15 protein-coding genes are annotated in these 17,068 nt (G+C 74.0%); 3 read left to right on the top strand and 12 right to left on the bottom strand.

Annotated features, from left to right (window positions below):
• Positions 1–42 precede the first annotated feature (42 nt).
• The 4 genes from ggt to ACPYN7_RS05320 form a co-directional block, all read right to left on the bottom strand.
• Positions 43–1,893 (bottom strand): gamma-glutamyltransferase, encoded by a 1,851-nt coding sequence (ggt, locus tag ACPYN7_RS05335; protein WP_424346929.1) that lies wholly within the window; start codon positions 1,891–1,893, stop codon positions 43–45.
• A 39-nt stretch (positions 1,894–1,932) separates the two neighbouring features.
• Positions 1,933–5,484 (bottom strand): proline dehydrogenase family protein, encoded by a 3,552-nt coding sequence (locus ACPYN7_RS05330; protein WP_424346928.1) that lies wholly within the window; start codon positions 5,482–5,484, stop codon positions 1,933–1,935.
• A 131-nt stretch (positions 5,485–5,615) separates the two neighbouring features.
• Positions 5,616–6,089, bottom strand: coding sequence for a DUF2867 domain-containing protein (locus tag ACPYN7_RS05325; RefSeq protein ID WP_058874138.1), 474 nt, complete (start codon positions 6,087–6,089; stop codon positions 5,616–5,618).
• A 223-nt stretch (positions 6,090–6,312) separates the two neighbouring features.
• Complete coding sequence (locus ACPYN7_RS05320; protein WP_424346927.1) at positions 6,313–6,711, bottom strand: NUDIX hydrolase; 399 nt, start codon at positions 6,709–6,711, stop codon at positions 6,313–6,315.
• 95 nt (positions 6,712–6,806) lie between these two features.
• On the opposite strand from ACPYN7_RS05320, the gene ACPYN7_RS05315 reads away from it, so the two are divergent.
• Positions 6,807–7,880 (top strand): threonine aldolase family protein, encoded by a 1,074-nt coding sequence (locus ACPYN7_RS05315; RefSeq protein WP_424346926.1) that lies wholly within the window; start codon positions 6,807–6,809, stop codon positions 7,878–7,880.
• Between the two features lie 84 nt (positions 7,881–7,964).
• Here ACPYN7_RS05315 and ACPYN7_RS05310 read toward each other — a convergent pair whose 3' ends face one another.
• The 5 genes from ACPYN7_RS05310 to eat all read right to left on the bottom strand — a co-directional run bounded on the left by ACPYN7_RS05310 (position 7,965) and on the right by eat (position 13,835).
• Positions 7,965–8,741: a 3-oxoacyl-ACP reductase gene (locus ACPYN7_RS05310; RefSeq protein WP_058874135.1), complete on the bottom strand. Its 777-nt coding sequence runs from the start codon at positions 8,739–8,741 to the stop codon at positions 7,965–7,967.
• A gap of 57 nt (positions 8,742–8,798) precedes the next feature.
• Positions 8,799–10,157: an aldehyde dehydrogenase family protein gene (locus ACPYN7_RS05305; protein ID WP_058874134.1), complete on the bottom strand. Its 1,359-nt coding sequence runs from the start codon at positions 10,155–10,157 to the stop codon at positions 8,799–8,801.
• Positions 10,154–10,969: a gamma-glutamyl-gamma-aminobutyrate hydrolase family protein gene (locus tag ACPYN7_RS05300; RefSeq protein WP_424346925.1), complete on the bottom strand. Its 816-nt coding sequence runs from the start codon at positions 10,967–10,969 to the stop codon at positions 10,154–10,156. The genes ACPYN7_RS05305 and ACPYN7_RS05300 overlap by 4 nt, the downstream gene beginning before the upstream one ends.
• Positions 10,950–12,332 (bottom strand): glutamine synthetase family protein, encoded by a 1,383-nt coding sequence (locus ACPYN7_RS05295; protein WP_424346924.1) that lies wholly within the window; start codon positions 12,330–12,332, stop codon positions 10,950–10,952. Before ACPYN7_RS05295 ends, ACPYN7_RS05300 begins: the two co-directional genes overlap by 20 nt.
• A 72-nt stretch (positions 12,333–12,404) precedes the next feature.
• The gene (gene eat, locus ACPYN7_RS05290; RefSeq protein WP_424346923.1) at positions 12,405–13,835 is read right to left on the bottom strand and encodes an ethanolamine permease; all 1,431 of its coding nucleotides are present in this window, start codon (positions 13,833–13,835) and stop codon (positions 12,405–12,407) included.
• Between the two features lie 149 nt (positions 13,836–13,984).
• On the opposite strand from eat, the gene ACPYN7_RS05285 reads away from it, so the two are divergent.
• Both ACPYN7_RS05285 and ACPYN7_RS05280 read left to right on the top strand, forming a co-directional pair.
• Positions 13,985–14,131: a hypothetical protein gene (locus ACPYN7_RS05285; RefSeq protein WP_157571373.1), complete on the top strand. Its 147-nt coding sequence runs from the start codon at positions 13,985–13,987 to the stop codon at positions 14,129–14,131.
• Positions 14,132–14,206: 75 nt separating this feature from the next.
• Positions 14,207–14,965 carry a FadR/GntR family transcriptional regulator gene (locus tag ACPYN7_RS05280; RefSeq protein ID WP_058874130.1) on the top strand — a complete coding sequence of 253 codons (759 nt, stop codon included), beginning with the start codon at positions 14,207–14,209 and terminating at the stop codon, positions 14,963–14,965.
• A 50-nt stretch (positions 14,966–15,015) separates the two neighbouring features.
• Here ACPYN7_RS05280 and ACPYN7_RS05275 read toward each other — a convergent pair whose 3' ends face one another.
• The 3 genes from ACPYN7_RS05275 to ACPYN7_RS05265 form a co-directional block, all read right to left on the bottom strand.
• A complete protein-coding gene (locus ACPYN7_RS05275; protein WP_424346922.1) occupies positions 15,016–15,195 on the bottom strand; it encodes a hypothetical protein in 180 nt (59 codons plus the stop codon).
• 233 nt (positions 15,196–15,428) lie between these two features.
• Positions 15,429–15,530: an MFS transporter small subunit gene (locus ACPYN7_RS05270; protein ID WP_424346921.1), complete on the bottom strand. Its 102-nt coding sequence runs from the start codon at positions 15,528–15,530 to the stop codon at positions 15,429–15,431.
• Position 15,531: 1 nt separating this feature from the next.
• Positions 15,532–16,920, bottom strand: a complete 1,389-nt coding sequence (locus tag ACPYN7_RS05265; RefSeq protein WP_424346920.1) for an OFA family MFS transporter — start codon at positions 16,918–16,920, stop codon at positions 15,532–15,534.
• Positions 16,921–17,068: the final 148 nt, after the last annotated feature.

The raw sequence follows: 17,068 nt of genomic DNA, 5'->3' as shown, positions 1-17,068 counted from the left end.
CCGGCGGGGCGTCACCGGCGGGGCGTCACCGGCGGGACGGTGTCACGGCTCGGGATGCACCACCATCGCGGAGCCGCCGTAGCCGCGCTCGGTCTCGGCCGCCGCCTCGAAGCGGTCGCCGCCGAGGATCCGCAGCGCCGAGGCGTTGCCGATCCAGCGGCGCGGGGGCGGGACCAGGTCGTGGCCCAGCCCGCTCAGCTGCCGGCCGACCTCGGACTCGGCCAGGCCGAGGTCGGCCTCCTCCGCCCCGTTGCGCGAGCTCAGCCGCGGCGCGGCCACGGCGTCGACGAGGGCGAGGTCCCGGTCGACGTGCCCGGTGAGGATCTGCGCCACCGTGGTGATGATCGTGGCGCCGCCGGGCGTGCCCACCGACATCCACGGCTCCCCGTCCTTCAGCACGATCGTGGGGCTCATCGACGAGCGGGGCCGCTTGCCCGGACCCGGCAGGTTCGGGTCGGACACGCCCTCGGTGACGGGCGCGAAGCTGAAGTCGGTCAGCTCGTTGTTGAGCAGGAACCCGTGGTCCGGGACCGTGATCCCGGAGCCGCCGGTCTGCTCGATGGTGAGGGTGTAGGAGACCACGTCGCCCCACCGGTCGGCCACGTTCAGGTGGGTCGTCGAGACGCCCCCGGCGGACGCCTGCTGGCGGGCCCCGGGTGCCCCGCACCCGGCGTACTCCCCGTCGGGCTCCCCGAACGGGACCGGGCGCTCCTGGGCCGCCCCCGGGTCGAAGAGGCAGGCGCGCTCGTCGGCGAACTCCTGGCTCGTGAGCTCCGCCACGGGAACGCCCTCGACGTCCCCGATCCACCGGTTGCGGTCCGCGAAGGCCGTGGCGGTCGCCTCCGAGAAGCGGTGCAGGTACTGGGCCTCGGAGACCTCGCCGAGGCCGGTCCCGGTGCGCTCGTCGTAGGCCTCGAGCAGGTTGAGGGTCTCGGCCACCGTGATGCCGCCGGAGCTGGGCAGGCCCATGCCGTAGACGTCCAGGCCGCGGTACTCGGTGTGCGTCGGCTCCTTGAGCAGGGCCTCGTAGGACGCCAGGTCCGCGGCGGTCAGCTCTCCGGCGAGCACCTCCACGCCCTCGGCGGTGGCCGGTGCACGGCTCGCGTCGACCACCGCCCGCCCGATCTCCCCCTCGTAGAAGACGCCGGTGCCCTCGTGCCGGATCGTGTGGTAGGTGCGGGCGAGATCGGGATTGCGGAACACGGTCCCGACCGCGGGCGCCTCGCCGTCGGGCAGGAACAGCTCCGCGGTCTCGGGGAACATGCCGAAGCGCTCGGCGTTCTGCGCCGTCTGCTCGTGGAAGTTCTCGTCCACCACGAACCCGCGGGAGGCGATCCGCTCCGCGGGCCGCAGCAGCTCGTGCAGGTCCATCGTGCCGAACTCCTCGGCCGCGAGCTCCCACGTGGCCAGGGTGCCGGGCACGCCCACGGACCTCCCGGAGCTGACCACCGTGGCGAAGTCGAGGGGCTCGCCGTCCGCGCCCAGGAACTCGTCCTCCGTGAAGGTGGCCGGCGCGGTCTCGCGCCCGTCGATCGTGCGGACCTCCCCGGTCCGCCCGCTGTGGTGGACGAAGAACCCGCCGCCGCCGATGCCCGCGGAGTACGGCTCGGTGACGCCCAGGGCCGCGGCCGCGGCCACGGCGGCGTCCGCGGCGGTGCCGCCGCGCTCGAGCACGTCGATGCCCACCTGGCTGGCGAGGGGGTCCACCGAGGAGACCGCGCCGCCCCCGCCGGTCATGGTGGGGACCTGTGGCAGCTCGGCGGTGACGGGCGCGTCCCGGCCCCCGTGCCCCCCGGCGTCGTGCGCGACGGCCGGGGAGCCGCCGAGAACGGTGCCGGAGACGCCGAGCGCTCCGGCCAGGCCCAGCGCGAGGTACCTCAGGGATGCGCGCATGGGCTCATGCTGGCACCGCCGCACCGTTCCGACCAGGGGCTACGCCGACATTTCGGTGGGTGTCGCCGGCGTGCCCAGGCCCTGCGAGGCGGCGATGAGCCGGTGCACCACCGTCTCGGCGTCCGTCGAGGGGTTGCCGAAGCGGTGCATCGTGATCGAGACGGCCTGCTCCGCGAGCAGCGGGAGCATCTCCACGCGGGACGCGCCGACCACCGGGTCCGCGAGCAGCGCGATCTCGGGCCGCTCCGCGAGCGCCTCGGCGAGGCCGGGCGCCGTGCCCACGACCCGGATCCGCCCGGCGCCGCTCGGGTCGGTCCAGTCCGCGGCCACCCGGGCGAAGGCCTCGTCCCCGCAGGGGTCCAGCACGGAGCGGAACAGCTCCCGCACCTCGGCGGGGAGCTCGCCCGCGGGGACGAGGACCGCGCGCGCGCCGGAGCGCACCGCGGCGAGCCCGACCCGGATGACGTCCGTCAGGGGGGCGTCCTCGGCCGCGCGCACGACGACGTCGCGCGGGCGGTAGCGGAACAGGTTGGCCTCGCTCTCCAGGCCGGTGGGGTCGTGGGCGCGGCCGAACTCCCGGTCCCACCACGCCTGGTCCTGCTCGGCGCAGGCGGTCAGCCAGGCGGCGTCCGCCTCGGGCACGAGCGGCCGGAGCGCGGCGAGGTGGTGGGCGACGGCCTCCGAGGGCTCCGCGCCGGCCTCCTCGGGCGGGGTCTCCCCGGCGGGGACCTCCCGGAAGGGCGCCTTCTGCCACGAGCCGAGCTGGGCCAGGTAGTTCGGTCCGCCGGCCTTGGCGCCCAGGCCCACCGAGGACTTCTTCCAGCCGCCGAAGGGCTGGCGCTGGACGATCGCCCCGGTGATGCCGCGGTTGACGTAGAGGTTGCCCGCCTCGACGAGCTCCACCCAGGTGCTGATCTCCTCCGGGTCCAGGGAGTGCAGCCCGGCGGTCAGCCCGTACTCGACCGCGTTCTGCAGCTCGAGCGCCTCCTGCAGGTCGGCGGCCTCCATCAGCCCGAGGACGGGGCCGAAGCACTCGGTGCGGTGGAAGAAGGAGCCCGGGGCCACCCCCGTCTTGATCCCGGGCCGCCACAGCCGCCCGGTGTCGTCGAGCGGGCGCGGCTCCAGCAGCCACCGCTCCCCCGGGTCGAGGCGGGTCAGGGCGCGGTGCAGCTTGTCGCCGGGCTCGGCGATCACCGGGCCCACCGACGCCTGCAGGTTCTGCGGCCAGTCCACGACCATCGAGGACGCGGCGTCCAGCAGCTGCCGCCGGAACCGCTCGGAGTCCGCCACGCTGCCCACCAGGATGCCCAGGGAGGCCGCCGAGCACTTCTGCCCGGCGTGGCCGAACGCGCTGGTCACGAGGTCCCACACGGCCCGGTCCCGGTCCGCGCTGGGGGTGATGACCAGGGCGTTCTTGCCCGAGGTCTCCGCGGTCATCGCCCGTCCCGCCCGCCAGGACTGGAACAGCCGGGCCGTCTCGTAGGCGCCGGTGAGGACGATGCGGTCCACCCCCGGGTGGGAGACCAGGGCCTGCCCCACGTCCCCCTCGACGGAGTCGACGAGCTGGAGCACGTCCCGCGGCACCCCGGCCTCCCACAGCGCCTCGACCACGGCCGTCGAGCAGCGCCGGACCTCGGGGGCGGGCTTGTGCAGCACGGCGGCGCCGGCGGCCAGGGCCGCGACCGTGGAGCCGGTGGGGATCGCCAGCGGGAAGTTCCACGGCGGGGTGATCAGCACGAGCCGGTCCGGGACGAAGCGGGCGCCGTCCACGTCCTCGAGCTCGAGGGCCCGGCGGGCGTACCAGCGGCAGAAGTCGACGGCCTCCGAGACCTCCGGATCCGACTGGCCCAGGGTCTTGCCCGCCTCCGCGCCGGCCACGGCCAGGAGGTGCCCCCGGCGCTCGGCCAGGACGTCGGCCGCCCGGTTGAGGATCTCCGCGCGCTCGCGGGCGCCGCGGGCGTGCCAGCCCTCGGCGGCGGTCCGGCCCGTGCGCACCAGCCGCTCGACGTCCTCCGCCTCGACTGGATCGGGCACGGGCAGGGCCTCGTACCACTGCCGGTCCTCGATCCGGGCGGCGATCTCCTCCGCCCACGCCTGGTTCGCGGGCACGGCGACGTCGGTGTCCGGCTCGTTGCGGAAGGGCTGCTCCAGCGGCAGGTGCGCGGATCCGGCACCGGGCGCGGTGCGGTCCTGGGCGCGGGCGGGGGCCGGGGCGGCCTCCTCCTGCGGGTCCAGCCCCTCGAGGGCGGCCCGGAAGCGCTGCTCCTCCCGCGCGAAGATCTCGTTGTCGGGGGCCAGCTCGAAGATCCCCGACATGAAGTTCTCGTGCGAGGCGTTCTCCTCGAGCCGGCGCACGAGGTAGGACACGGCCACGTCGAACTCGGCCGGGCGCACGGCGGGCACGTAGAGCAGCAGCTGCCCGACGTCGGCGCTCACGGCCCGTGCCTGCTCCACCGCCATGCCCTGGAGCATCTCGAACTCGATCCGGTCCGTCACGCCGCGGCGCTCGGCGAGCAGGTGGGCGAAGGCGATGTCGAAGAGGTTGTGCCCGGCCACCCCCAGCCGCAGCCCCGTCATCCGCCCGGGCACGAACAGCCAGTCGAGGACCCGCTTGTAGTTGGTGTCGGTCTCCTGCTTGCTGCTCCACGTGGCCAGGGGCCAGCCGTGCAGCTCGGCGTCCACGCGCTCCATGGGGAGGTTCGCGCCCTTCACGAGCCGGACCTTGATCCCCGCGCCCCCGGCCTCGACCCGCTCGGCGGACCACGCCGAGAGCCGCCGGACCACCGCGAGGGCGTCCGGCAGGTAGGCCTGGACCACGATCCCTGCCTCGAGCCCCCGCAGCTCCGGGTGCTCCAGGAGGCGGGTGAACACCTCGGTGGTCAGGTGCAGGTCGGAGTAGACCTCCATGTCGAGGTTGATGAACTTGCTCCCGGCCGGGGCCTCGGCGGCGGCGCGGTAGACGGGCAGCAGCCGTTCCACGACCTTCGCCACGGTCCCCTCGAACCCCCAGTGGGACAGCTGCGGGACCACGGAGGAGACCTTCACGGAGACGTAGTCGACGTCGTCCCGGTCCAGCAGCGCGGCGGCGTCGGCGAGGTGCTTGTCCGCCTCCTCCGCGCCGAGGACCTCCTCGCCGAGCAGGTTGATGTTGAGGCGGTGGCCCTGGGCCGTCAGCTTCTTCACGGCCTGCCCGAAGGCCTTGGGGCGGGCGTCGACGATCATGTGCCCCACGAGCTGCCGGAGCCTGGCGCGGGCGGCGGGCACGACCACCTGGGGCGCCCGGCCGGAGAGAGCGGCCCCGACCAGGATCTGGGCGCGGTCCGCCGCGGGCATGGTGCGGGGCACGATCCCGGCGAGCGCGTGCAGGGCCCGCGCCGCGGCCCGCACGTCCTCGGTGCGCACCACCCGGTCCACGAAGCCGACCGTGAACTCCAGGCCGTGGGGGTCCTGGAGGACGGTGGCGAGCCGGTCGGCCGCGCCGTCGCGGTGCCGGCGGCCCTCGGCGGCGCGGCCGAGCCACTCGCGGACCAGGGCGACGGCCTCGTCGGCCAGCGCGCGGGAGTCGGGGACGGACGGGGCGTCGGCGGTCATGGCGGCACTCTCCTGAGGACTCCGCCCGGCAGCGGTGCCGAGGCACACCCTCGGCCACCGGCCGTGTCCACCGGGCGTCACGGTGGCCGGTGAGTCCACGCTACGGCCGGAGCGGCCGGGGCGGAAGGGCCCTATCCGCCCGCCTGCCGCAGGATGTCGGTGGCGAGCCGGCCCAGGACCGCCTTGTGCGGGGCGAGCATCGCGTACCAGTAGGCGCGGCCGGCCGAGCCCGCCGGGCGGAAGACCGTGGTCTGGCGGTAGACGAGGGTCCCGTCCGGTCCCGGTTCCAGGCAGATGTCCAGCCAGGCGTCCCCCGGCATCCGCACCAGGGACCGCAGCCGCAGCCGTCGCGGCGGCTCGAGGGCCTCGACCGTCCACCAGTCCAGGCGCTCCCCGGCCGCGAGGCGGTCCGGGTCCTCGCGGTGCCGCAGCCGCCCGGGCGGCAGACCCAGGCGGTTGGCCGCGGCGCGGGCGGCCCACACCCGGTCGGTGCTGTACCAGCCGCGCTCGCCGCCGATGCCCTCGACGACCGCCCACACCGCGTCCCGGTCCGCCGTGGTGGTCCGCTCCACGGTGTCGACGTAGAAGCCCCGCGTCTGTGCCATGCCCCTATCCAAGCACGCGCTCCCGGCCCGGACGAGAGGCCGGGCCCGGGCGGCTTTGGCAGTCCGGGCCCGGGCAGGGCGCAGCCGGGCAGGGCGCAGCCGGGCAGGGCGCAGCCGGGCAGGGCGCAGCCGGGCAGGGTACGGCCGGGCAGGGCGCGGCCGGCCGCGGCGCGCGACGATCCCGCCCGGACGGGGGATCCCGCCCGGACCGGGCCCCCGGGGCTCAGCCCCGGGGGATCCCGAAGCGGGCGAGGTGCTTCAGCAGGCCGTCGGTGGTCTCCAGCCCCGGCAGCTCCGCGGGGGCGACCCAGCGCACGGCGTCGGCGTCGTCGCCGGGGCGCAGCACACCGCCGAGGTAGGTGGCGGCGACGTCGTGCACCTCGTAGACGAGGCCCGGTCCCCCGGGGACGCGGACCGTCCCGAGCTCGCGCTCCGCGCGCACCCGGGCCCCGGTCTCCTCGAACGTCTCGCGGACCGCCGCCTGCGCCACCGTCTCACCGGGCTCCAGCTTCCCGCCCGGCACGCTCCAGCGTCCGCGCTGGGGCTCCCGGCCCCGGCGGACCAGCAGGAGCCGGCCGTCCTCCCGGACGACCACCGCCGCGGCGGCCTGGACGATGCGCATGCCCCGACCCTACCGAGGGCCCGCGCCGGGCCCGGGGGCGCGAGTAGAGTGCGAGTGCCGCCCAGCACACCGCCGACCCACCGGAAGGGCCACCCGTGAGCGACTCCGTCCTGTCCCGCCTGCACGACCCCGCCCGGAAGGGCTTCGCCAGCGACAACCACGCGGGGGTCCACCCCGAGGTGCTCCAGGCCCTCGCGACCGCCAACGGCGGTCACGTGGGGGCCTACGGCGCCGACCCCTACACCGAGGCGCTGCAGGACGTGGTCCGCCGGCACTTCGGGGAGCAGGCGGCCTGCTATCCGCTGTTCAACGGCACCGGCGCGAACGTCGTGGCGCTCGCGGCGATGACCGACCGCTGGGACGCGGCGATCTGCACGGCCACCGCCCACGCGCACGTGGACGAGTGCGGGGCCCCCGAGAAGGTCGCGGGCGTGAAGATGCTGGCCGTGCCCACGCCGGACGGCAAGCTCACCCCGGAGCTGATCGACCGGGAGGCGCACGGCTTCGGCTTCGAGCACCACGCCCAGCCGCGCGTCGTGACCGTCACCCAGTCCACGGAGCTCGGCACCGTCTACACGCCCGGGGAGCTGCGCGCGGTCTGCGAGCACGCCCACGGACTGGGCCTGACGGTCCACCTGGACGGCGCCCGGCTCGCCAACGCCGCCGCGGCCCTGGACGTCCCGCTGCGGGCCCTGACCACCGACGCCGGCGTGGACGTCGTCTCCTGGGGCGGGACCAAGAACGGGCTGATGGGTGCGGAGGCGGTCGTGGTGCTCACCCCGGACGCCGTGCGGCAGCCCCGGTTCGTGCGCAAGCTCTCGACCCAGCTGGCCTCGAAGATGCGCTTCGTGTCCGCGCAGCTGCTGGCCCTGCACACGGGGGACCTGTGGCTCGAGGCGGCCCGCCGGGCCAACGCCGCGGCCCGGCGCCTGGCCGCCGGGATCGCGGAGGTCCCCGGTGCCCGGGTGACGCAGGTCCCCGAGGCCAACGCGGTCTTCGCGGTGCTCCCGCCCGGGGTCACGGCCCGGCTGCAGGAGCGCTGGCCGTTCTACGTGTGGGATCCGGCCGCCGGCGAGGTCCGGCTGATGTGCTCGTGGGACACCACCGAGGAGGACGTGGACGGGTTCGTGGCGGCGCTGCGGGAGCAGATGGCCGCCGCCGCCCCCTGACCCCGGGGGCCGCCCGGCGCCGGCGGGGCCGCCCGGCGCCGGAGGGCCGCACGGCGGTGCCGGGAACGGTCCGCGGCCGCGCGCTCACACCGGGGTGACGTAGGCCCCGGAGATCCCCCCGTCCACCAGGAACGTGGCGGCGTTGACGAACGAGGCGTCGTCGCTGGCCAGGAACGCGACCGCCGCGGCGATCTCCTCCGGCTCCGCGAACCGCCCGGCCGGCACGTGCACGAGCCGGCGCTGGGCCTGCTCGGGGTCCGCGGCGAACAGCTCCTGCAGCAGCGGCGTGTTGACAGGGCCGGGGCACAGCGCGTTGACCCGGATCCCCTCCCGGGCGAACTGCACGCCCAGCTCCCGGCTCATCGAGAGCACACCGCCCTTCGAGGCGCTGTAGGAGATCTGCGAGGTGGCCGCGCCCAGCACGGCCACGAAGGACGCGGTGTTGATGATCGACCCCTTCCCCTGCTCGCGCATGTACGGGAGGGCGTGCTTGCAGCAGTGGAAGACGCTCGTGAGGTTGACCTCCTGCACCCTCCGCCACGCGTCGAGGCCGGTGTCCAGGATCGAGCCGTCGTCGGTGGGGTTGATGCCGGCGTTGTTGAAGGCGATGTCCACCGATCCATAGGCCTCGTGCGCGGCCGCGTAGAGCGCGACCACGTCGGCCTCGTCCGCCACGTCGGTGCGCACGAACAGCCCCCCGACCTCCTCGGCGGCCGCCTCCCCGGCCGCGGGGTTCAGGTCGGCGACGACGACGTGCGCGCCCTCGGCGGCGAGCCGGCGGGCCGCGGCGAGTCCGATGCCGCTGGCGCCTCCGGTGATGACGGCACTGCGGCCGACCAGACGGCGGGCGTTGACCTCCATGGGTCCTCCTTCGGTGGTGGGGGGTGCCCCGGGACGGGGCAGTGCTGGGCCGGGGCGTCAGTCGTCGGCGAGGAACACGTTCTTGGTCTCGGTGAACGCCTGCGGGGCGTCCGGGCCGAGCTCCCGGCCGAAGCCGGACTGCTTGAAGCCGCCGAACGGCGTCCAGTAGCGCACGGAGGCGTGCGAGTTGACGGAGAGGTTCCCGGCGTCCACGGCGCGGGACACCCGCAGCGCCCGCCCGACGTCCCGGGTCCAGATCGACCCGGAGAGCCCGTAGTCGGTGTCGTTGGCGATCCGGACGGCGTCCGCCTCGTCCTCGAAGGGCACCACGGCGAGCACGGGGCCGAAGATCTCCTCCCGGAACACCCGGGAGTCCGGGGCGGGGGTGAGCACGGTCGGCGGGAACCACCAGCCGGGGCCCTCGGGGGCCGTGCCGCGGAAGGCGACCGGGGCGTCGTCGTCGAGGAAGGACGCCACGGAGTCCCGGTGCGCGGCGGAGACCAGGGGGCCCATCTGCGTGCGCTCGTCCCACGGGTCCCCGCAGGCGAAGTCCCGCACGGCCGGTTCCAGCAGCTCCAGGAACGTCTCGAGCACGGAGCGCTGGACCAGCACGCGGGAGCGGGCGCAGCAGTCCTGGCCGGCGTTGTCCAGGGCGCCGGCGGGGGCGGACGCGGCGGCCCGCTCCAGGTCGGCGTCCGCGAAGACGATGTTCGAGTTCTTCCCGCCCAGCTCGAGGGTCAGGCGCTTGACCTGCTCCGCGCACCCGGCCATGATCCGCCGGCCCACCTCGGTGGAGCCGGTGAACACGACCTTGCGGACGTCCGGGTGGGTCACGAAGCGCTCCCCCACCACCGAGCCCTTGCCGGGCAGCACCGTGAGCACGCCCTCGGGCAGGCCCGCCTCGAGCGCGAGCTCCCCGAGCCGGATCGCGGTCAGCGGGGTGAGCTCGGCCGGTTTGAGCACCACCGTGTTCCCGGCGGCCAGCGCCGGGGCGAGGCCCCACGCGGCGATCGGCATGGGGAAGTTCCACGGCACGATCACGCCCACCACGCCCAGGGGCTCGTGGAAGGTGAGGTTGACCCCGCCCGGGGCGGGGATCTGCCGGCCGGAGAGCCGCTCGGGCGCCCCGGAGTAGTAGGTCAGCACGTCCCGGACGTTGCCCGCCTCCCAGCGGGCGTTGCCGATGGTGTGCCCCGCGTTGCGCACCTCCAGGGCCGCGAGGTGCTCCAGGTCGGCGTCCACCGCGTCGGCGAACCGGCGCAGCAGCCGGGCCCGGTCGGCCGGGGCGACGGCGCGCCAGGTCCCGAAGGCGCGCCGGGCCCGCTCCACCGCCGCGTCCGTCTGCTCCAGGGACGTCAGCTCGACGGCGCCGACGACCTCCTCCGTGGCGGGGTCGATGATCTGCGTGGTGGTCATGGGATGCGGGTGTCCTCTCGCTGTGGGGCGGTCTGTGCCCGGCCGGTCCTCCCGGGGCGGTCCTGCCGGGCGCGGTGCTGCGCCCAGCCGTGGGCCACGCGGACGAAGCCCTCGAAGAGCCGGGCGTCCTTCCGGTTCTCCTCGGGGTGGAACTGCACGCCGAGCGTCCAGCCGCCCTCGAGGGTCTCGACGGCCTCGATGGTCCCGTCCTCGGCGCGGGCGGTGACGACCAGTCCCTCGGCCACGGTCTCCAGGGCCTGGTGGTGGTAGCACGGAGACCAGGCCGTCTCGCCCAGCAGCTCGCGGCAGCGGCTGCCCGGCGCGGTGCTGAACTCGACCTCCCCGTAGCGGCCCGGCTCCGGCTGGTAGCGCACGGCGTTCTCGTTGACGTCCGGCAGGTGCTGGATCAGGGTGCCGCCGAGGGCCACGTTGAGGATCTGGGCGCCGCGGCAGATCGCGAACAGGGGCATCCCGCGCTCCAGCGCCGCCCGGGTCAGGGCGAGGTCGTGCTCGTCGCGGGAGGGCTGGGACGAGGTCAGCTCGTGCCGGTCGGCGCCGTAGAACTGCGGGTCCACGTCCACGCCCCCGATGACGATCAGCCCGTCCACGAGCTCCAGCACGTCCGGGTCCGTGCCCACCGGGGGCAGCAGCAGGGGCGTGCCCCCGGCCGCGGCGACCGCCTCCACGTAGGCGCCGGGGACGATCGCGGCGACGGAGTTCCAGACCCCCCAGGAGCCCTCCTGGTAGTAGGTGGTCAGACCGATCCGGGGCCGGTACCCGGGCCCGCCCGGCTCAGAGGCGCTCGAAGCCACGGCGCAGCTCCCAGTCGGTGACGGCGGCCTCGAAGGCCGCCAGCTCCACGTCGGCGTAGTGCACGTAGTGCTCCACGACGTCCTCGCCGAACAGCTCCCGTGCGAGCTCCGAACCGGCCAGCAGGTCCCGGGCCTCGCGCATGGTCGAGGGCACCACGGGGGCGTCGGACTCGTAGGCGTTGCCCTCGGTCATCGGCTCGAGCTCGAGCTCCTGCTCGATGCCGTGCAGCCCGGAGGCCAGCATCGCGGCGAGCGCCAGGTACGGGTTCACGTCGCCGCCGGGGAGCCGGTTCTCCATCCGGGCGGACTGCCCGCTGCCCACGAGGCGCACGGCGCAGGACCGGTTGTCCACGCCCCAGGCCACCGAGGTGGGGGCGAAGCTGCCCTCGACGAAGCGCTTGTAGGAGTTGATGGTGGGGGCGTAGAACAGCGTGAACTCGCGCATGGTCCGCAGCACCCCGGCGATGAACCGGTCGTAGGTCCGGGACCGGGCGTCCCGCTCGCGGTCCCAGAAGACCAGCTCGCCGTCGGGCCCGCGCAGGGACATGTGGATGTGGCAGGAGCTGCCCTCGCGCTCGTTGGGCTTGGCCATGAAGGTGATGGACTTCCCCTGCTGGTGGGCGATCTGCTTCGAGGCCAGCTTGTAGACCACGTGGTTGTCCGCGGTGACCATGCCCTCGTCGTAGCGGAACGCGATCTCGTGCTGGCCGAGGTTGCACTCGCCCTTCGCGGACTCGACGGTCAGCCCGGCCGCGTACATCGCGTTGCGGATCTCCCGCAGCAGCGGCTCGACCCGCTGGGAGCCCAGCACGGAGTAGTCCACGTTGTACTGGTTGGCGGGGACCAGGTTGCGGTAGCCGCCGTCCCAGGCGTCCTCGTAGCTGGTGTTGTACACGCAGAACTCCAGCTCGGTGCCGGTGACCATGGTGAAGCCCAGGTCCCGGGCGCGGTCCAGCTGGCGGCGCAGCATGGACCGCGGCGACATCGGGATGGGCCGCCCGCCGTGGCCGGTGAGGTCGCACTGGATCAGGACCTGGCCGGGGTTGTGCGGCATCAGCCGGATCGTGTCCAGGTCCATGGCGAACTCCATGTCCCCGTAGCCGGAGGACCAGCTGCTGATCGAGTAGCCGCCCACGGTGTTCATCTCCGTGTCCACGGCCAGCAGGTAGTTGCAGCCCTCGGCGCCCTCGTCGAGCACCGAGTCCAGGAAGAACTGCGCGTGGTTGAGCTTGCCCTGCAGCCGGCCCTGCATGTCGGTGAAGGCGAGCACGACGGTGTCCACGAGCCCGTCGGCGACGTGCCGGCGCAGCTGCTCGACGGTGAGCATCCGGTCGTTGCGCGGGTGCTGGGGAGTCTGGGTCATGGGTCCGGTCCTTCGTCGCTGAGATCGGTGGTGCCGCGGGGGTGGCCACGGTGGGGGGGGGGGAACGGCTGGTCAGTGCAGGTCCGCCTCGGCGGTGCGGATCTGCGCGAACTCCTCCTCGGGGGCGTGGCCCACCAGCCGGTGCCGGCTGTAGAACCAGTAGTAGGCGAGGAAGACCACGAACACGAGGGCGGTGATGGACGCGGCGAGCACGTCGACCAGGAACGTCGCGACCACCGCCACGAGGGCCAGCACCAGGGCGATGCCGGTGGTGACCACGCCGCCCGGGGTGCGGTAGCCGCGCGGGAGGTCGGGCTCGCGCAGCCGCAGCACGATGTGGGAGAGGTTCAGCAGCACGTAGGAGACGGTGGCGCCGAACACCGCGATGTTGATGAGCAGCCCGCCGTCGCCGGTCACGGCCGCCAGCACGAAGCCGACGGTGCCCGGCACGATGAGGGCGACCCACGGGGTCCTGCGCTTGCCGGTCAGCGAGAGCCACCGGGGCAGGTACCCGGCCCGGGAGAGGGCGAAGAGCTGACGCGAGTAGGCGAACATGATGGAGAAGAAGCTCGCGACCAGCCCGGCCAGGCCCGCGTAGTTCACGATGTTCGCCATGACGCTGTCCGCCCCGGCGACCGCGCGGATGGCCTCCGGCAGCGGGTTGTCCGAGGTGCTCATCGCCTCCGAGCCCGCGGCCCCGGGGACGAGGACGAGCATCAGCGCCCCGGAGACCAGCAGGAAGGCCATGGCCACGATGATCCCGCGCGGCATGTCGCGGCGGGGGTCGGCGGTCTCCTCGGCGGCCAGCGGCACGCCCTCGATCGCCAGGAAGAACCAGATCCCGTACACCAGGGCCGCCATCGCCCCCGCGTATCCCATGGGCAGGAACGTGCTCGCCCCCACGGCGTCGTCCGGGACGATGTCGAAGAGGTTGGCGGCGTCGAAGTGCGGCACGAGCGCGACGACGGTCACCCCCAGCGCGAGCACCGCGATCACGGTGATCCCGAACATCAGCTTGAGGGCCTCGCCCACCCCGTACATGTGGATGCCCATGAACACGAGGTAGGTCACGAGGTACACCGGCCAGGAGTTGGTGATCCCGAACAGGCCCAGCGCCTCGATGTAGCCGCCGATGAACGTGGCGATCGCCGCCGGGGCCACGGCGTACTCGATCAGCACGGCCATCCCGGTGGCGAAGCCGCCCAGCGGGCCCAGCGCGCGGCGGGCGAAGCCGTAGCCGGCCCCTGCCGTGGGCAGGGTCGAGGAGAGCTCGGCGAGGCCGAAGACCATGCAGGTGTACATGAGGCCCATGAGCACGAAGGCGATGAGCAGCCCGCCCCACCCGCCCTCGGAGAGCCCGATGTTCCAGCCGGAGAAGTCCCCGGAGATGACGTAGGCGATGCCCAGGCCCGCGAGCAGCACCCAGCCGGCGGCGCCGGAGCGGAGCTGGCGGTGCTGGAAGTACTCGTCGGTGCGGTCGGGCTGGGCTGGGGAGTCGGGCATGGGACGATCCCTCCGGGTTCCACAAAGGTCTGAAAACAGACATATGGCGCGAGTGGTCACAGTCTGTGGGCTGCCCCCCGCCCCGTCAAGACCCCGGGGCCCGGCCCGCCGTGCTGACGGCCGCGGGCGGATGACGCACAATGGGGAGCATGAACCAGACCGACGCCTCCGACCGCTCCCGCTCGCAGAACTCCGGCCAGGGCCCCTCCTGGGCGTTCATCGCCGTGACGGCGGGCTTCCTCGTCTCCGTCGCGCTGATCATCGCCGTGGGCGTGGTCGCCCTCGACCTCAGCTAGGCGGAACCCCGCCGGGCGGCCCGCCGGCACCGTGGTGCGGCGGGCGCCCGCCGCACCGCAGGGAGGAGCGCCACCGTGAGCGACCCGGTCCAGCACCCCCTCATCCGGCCCGTGCGGCAGGGCAACGCCTTCGAGGAGGCCGTGGAGCGGATCCTCGACTCGATCCGTCTCGGCCTGTTCCGCAGGGGCGAGCGGCTCCCGCCCGAGCGGGAGACCGCGGCGATGCTCGGCATCTCCCGCGCCACGCTGCGGGAGGCCCTGCACGAGCTCCAGGCCGCCGGCGTCCTGGAGGTGGTGCGCGGCCGCTACGGCGGGACCTTCGTGACCGGCCGCACCGCCCTGCCGGACGGGACCCTCCCCCCGGTGGACCCCGCGGACGTCGAGGACGTGCTCGTGTTCCGCGCCGTCGTCGAGCCCGCCGCGGCGGAGCTGGCCGCGGCGGCGGCCCTCAGCGCGGCCGCCCGGGAGCACCTGCTCGCGTGCCTGCGGCAGGTCGAGGAGAGCTCGCCGGAGGACTACCGTCCCGCGGACGCCCGCTTCCACATCGCCGTCGCGGAGCTGGGAGGCTGCCCCAGCCTGGTCCGCGCCGTCGCGGAGGTCCGCTCGCGGGCCAGCGACCTGCTGGACCGGATCCCCCTGCTGCCGGTCAACCTCGAGCACTCCGACCGCCAGCACCGCGAGCTCGCCGACGCCGTCCTGGCCGGGGACGCCCCGGCCGCCCGGGCCGCCTCCCTCGCGCACCTCGAGGGCACGGCCGCGCTGCTGCGCGGCTTCCTGGGCCACGGCACGCACTCCCCCGGCGACGGCGCCCCCGGTGGCCGCCGTCCCGGCTGAGCTGCCGCCCGCGGGCAACGGGCGGATCCCGGCGCCCCCCGGCGGGTCCGTCAGCACGTCCTCGACGGGACGGCCGAGAGGTCCTGGTGCTCGGGCAGGATCCGGTCGGTGTTGCGCATCCGGCAGCCGATGAGGTTCTCGAGCCGCTCGAAGCTGTAGAGCCCGCCGCGGCCCTGGCCGAGCTGGGCCAGCCAGGGCCAGATCCGCTCCGGCGGGGCGTCCACGGTCACGGCGTGGGTCGCGGTCCAGGCAGGGACGGGGAGCAGCTCGTCGCCGAGCCAGGTCGCGGAGACCTCCTCGGGCGTGGCGCCCCAGGACGTCCGGCGCCGCCGCAGGAGCGGCCACGGGTCTTCCCGCGTCCGGGCGCACCGGCTCGCACCCCGCGGTGCCGTGGGCCTCAGCTGACCTCCGGCGCACGGGGCAGGGGCGGACCGGAATGGTCCGCCCCTGCCCCGTGCGCCCGTCAGTAGAACAGCGCGGTCACCCGCATGAGGGTCGCCGTCACTCCGTAGGCGAGCGGGACCCCGACGAGGACCCATCCGAGTGCCAGTCGTGCCTTGGTCATGTCAGGACTCCTTCGCGTGGACCTTGGTGCCGGACGGTGCGGGTTCGTGGTACTTGGCGTCCACCGGCTTCACGAGGAGGTTGGCGACGAAGCCGACGACCAGCAGGCCGACCATGGTCAGCAGCGCCGGCTGGTACGCCTGCGAGGTGAGCTCGCCGGGAGTGCCCTGGGCGTCGAGGAACGCGTTGACGATGAGGGGTCCGGCGATGCCCGCCGCGGACCAGGCCGTGAGCAGGCGGCCGTGGATGGCGCCCACCTGGAAGGTCCCGAAGAGGTCCCGCAGATAGGCCGGCACCGTGGCGAAGCCGCCGCCGTAGAACGAGATGATCACGAAGGCCAGCAGCACGAACAGCAGGGTGGAGGTCGAGCCGAACAGCGCCAGCACGGTGTAGAGGACCGCCCCGACCCCGAGGTAGATCAGGTAGATGCGCTTGCGGCCCAGGATGTCCGAGGTGGTGGACCACACGAAGCGTCCGCCCATGTTGCCGATGGACAGCAGGCCCACGAAGCCGCCGGCCACGGCCACCGTCACGAGGGAGCTGCCGTCCGCCTGGCGGAAGAAGTCCTGGATCATCGGGGCCGCCTGCTCGAGGATGCCGATGCCGGCGGTCACGTTGCAGAACAGCACGATCCACACGAGCCAGAACTGCCGGGTGCGGATCGCGTTGCGGGCCGAGACGTGGTTCTTGGTGACGAGGGCCTTGGACTTGACCTTCGACGGGTCGAACCCCTCGGGCTTCCAGTCCGCGGCGGGGACCCTGATGGTGAACGCCCCGAAGAGCATGTAGGCGAGGTAGACGACCGCCAGCGTCAGGAACAGCTTGCCGACGGCGTCACCGCTCGCCACCCAGCCCGGCGTGCCGGAGTCGGGGTCGTAGAAGTTGAGCAGGGCCGCCGAGAGGGGGCTGGCGATCAGCGCGCCGCCGCCGAAGCCCATGATCGCCATGCCCGTGGCGAGGCCGGGACGGTCCGGGAACCACTTGATCAGCGTGGAGACGGGCGAGATGTAGCCGATGCCCAGCCCGATGCCGCCGATGACCCCGTAGCCCAGGTAGACGAGCCAGAGCTGTTCGGTGAAGATCCCGAGCGCCCCGACCAGGAACCCGCCGGACCACAGCAGCGCGGCGGTGAACATCGCCTTGCGCGGCCCGCCGGTGTCCACCCACGTGCCGAAGACGGCGGCGGACAGCCCCAGCATGACGATCGCGATGGAGAAGATGATGCCGATCTGGGTGAGGCTCGCGTCGAAGTGCGCCACCAGCGCGTTCTTGTACACGCTGGTGGCGTAGGCCTGTCCGATGCACAGGTGGACCGCGAGGGCTGCCGGCGGTATGAGCCAGCGGTTGAATCCCGGTGGCGCCACCGAGTGCTGTCGATCAAGCCATCCCATGCCCCGACTCCTCATCTGCTGCGAACACTGCGCGAACGGTGCGTCCCGGGCGGACCGCACGCACCCGGGCCCGGGCACCTGATGGTGAAGCATGTCACACGGTGCAGAAATTTGGGAAGCAACCTGCTGACCGGCGCGCCGGTCCGGG

Origin of the sequence: Kocuria sp. CH-021 (genome assembly GCF_049716185.1) — a bacterium.
Classification (GTDB): Bacteria; Actinomycetota; Actinomycetes; order Actinomycetales; family Micrococcaceae; genus Kocuria; species Kocuria cellulosilytica.
Note: the sequence above shows the minus strand (reverse complement) of the source record. Positions and strands in the feature narration are given on the sequence as shown.

Excerpts from the sequence above, each read along its gene's own strand:
- ACPYN7_RS05330 (WP_424346928.1), bottom strand. The coding sequence starts at position 5,484 with ATGACCGCCGACGCCCCGTCCGTCCCCGACTCCCGCGCGCTGGCCGAC.
- ACPYN7_RS05285 (WP_157571373.1), top strand. The coding sequence starts at position 13,985 with ATGAACCAGACCGACGCCTCCGACCGCTCCCGCTCGCAGAACTCCGGC.
- ACPYN7_RS05325 (WP_058874138.1), bottom strand. The coding sequence starts at position 6,089 with ATGGCACAGACGCGGGGCTTCTACGTCGACACCGTGGAGCGGACCACC.
- ACPYN7_RS05320 (WP_424346927.1), bottom strand. The coding sequence starts at position 6,711 with ATGCGCATCGTCCAGGCCGCCGCGGCGGTGGTCGTCCGGGAGGACGGC.
- ACPYN7_RS05295 (WP_424346924.1), bottom strand. The coding sequence starts at position 12,332 with ATGACCCAGACTCCCCAGCACCCGCGCAACGACCGGATGCTCACCGTC.
- ACPYN7_RS05265 (WP_424346920.1), bottom strand. The coding sequence starts at position 16,920 with ATGGGATGGCTTGATCGACAGCACTCGGTGGCGCCACCGGGATTCAAC.
- ACPYN7_RS05270 (WP_424346921.1), bottom strand. The coding sequence starts at position 15,530 with ATGACCAAGGCACGACTGGCACTCGGATGGGTCCTCGTCGGGGTCCCG.
- ggt (WP_424346929.1), bottom strand. The coding sequence starts at position 1,893 with ATGCGCGCATCCCTGAGGTACCTCGCGCTGGGCCTGGCCGGAGCGCTC.
- eat (WP_424346923.1), bottom strand. The coding sequence starts at position 13,835 with ATGCCCGACTCCCCAGCCCAGCCCGACCGCACCGACGAGTACTTCCAG.
- ACPYN7_RS05305 (WP_058874134.1), bottom strand. The coding sequence starts at position 10,157 with ATGACCACCACGCAGATCATCGACCCCGCCACGGAGGAGGTCGTCGGC.
- ACPYN7_RS05310 (WP_058874135.1), bottom strand. The coding sequence starts at position 8,741 with ATGGAGGTCAACGCCCGCCGTCTGGTCGGCCGCAGTGCCGTCATCACC.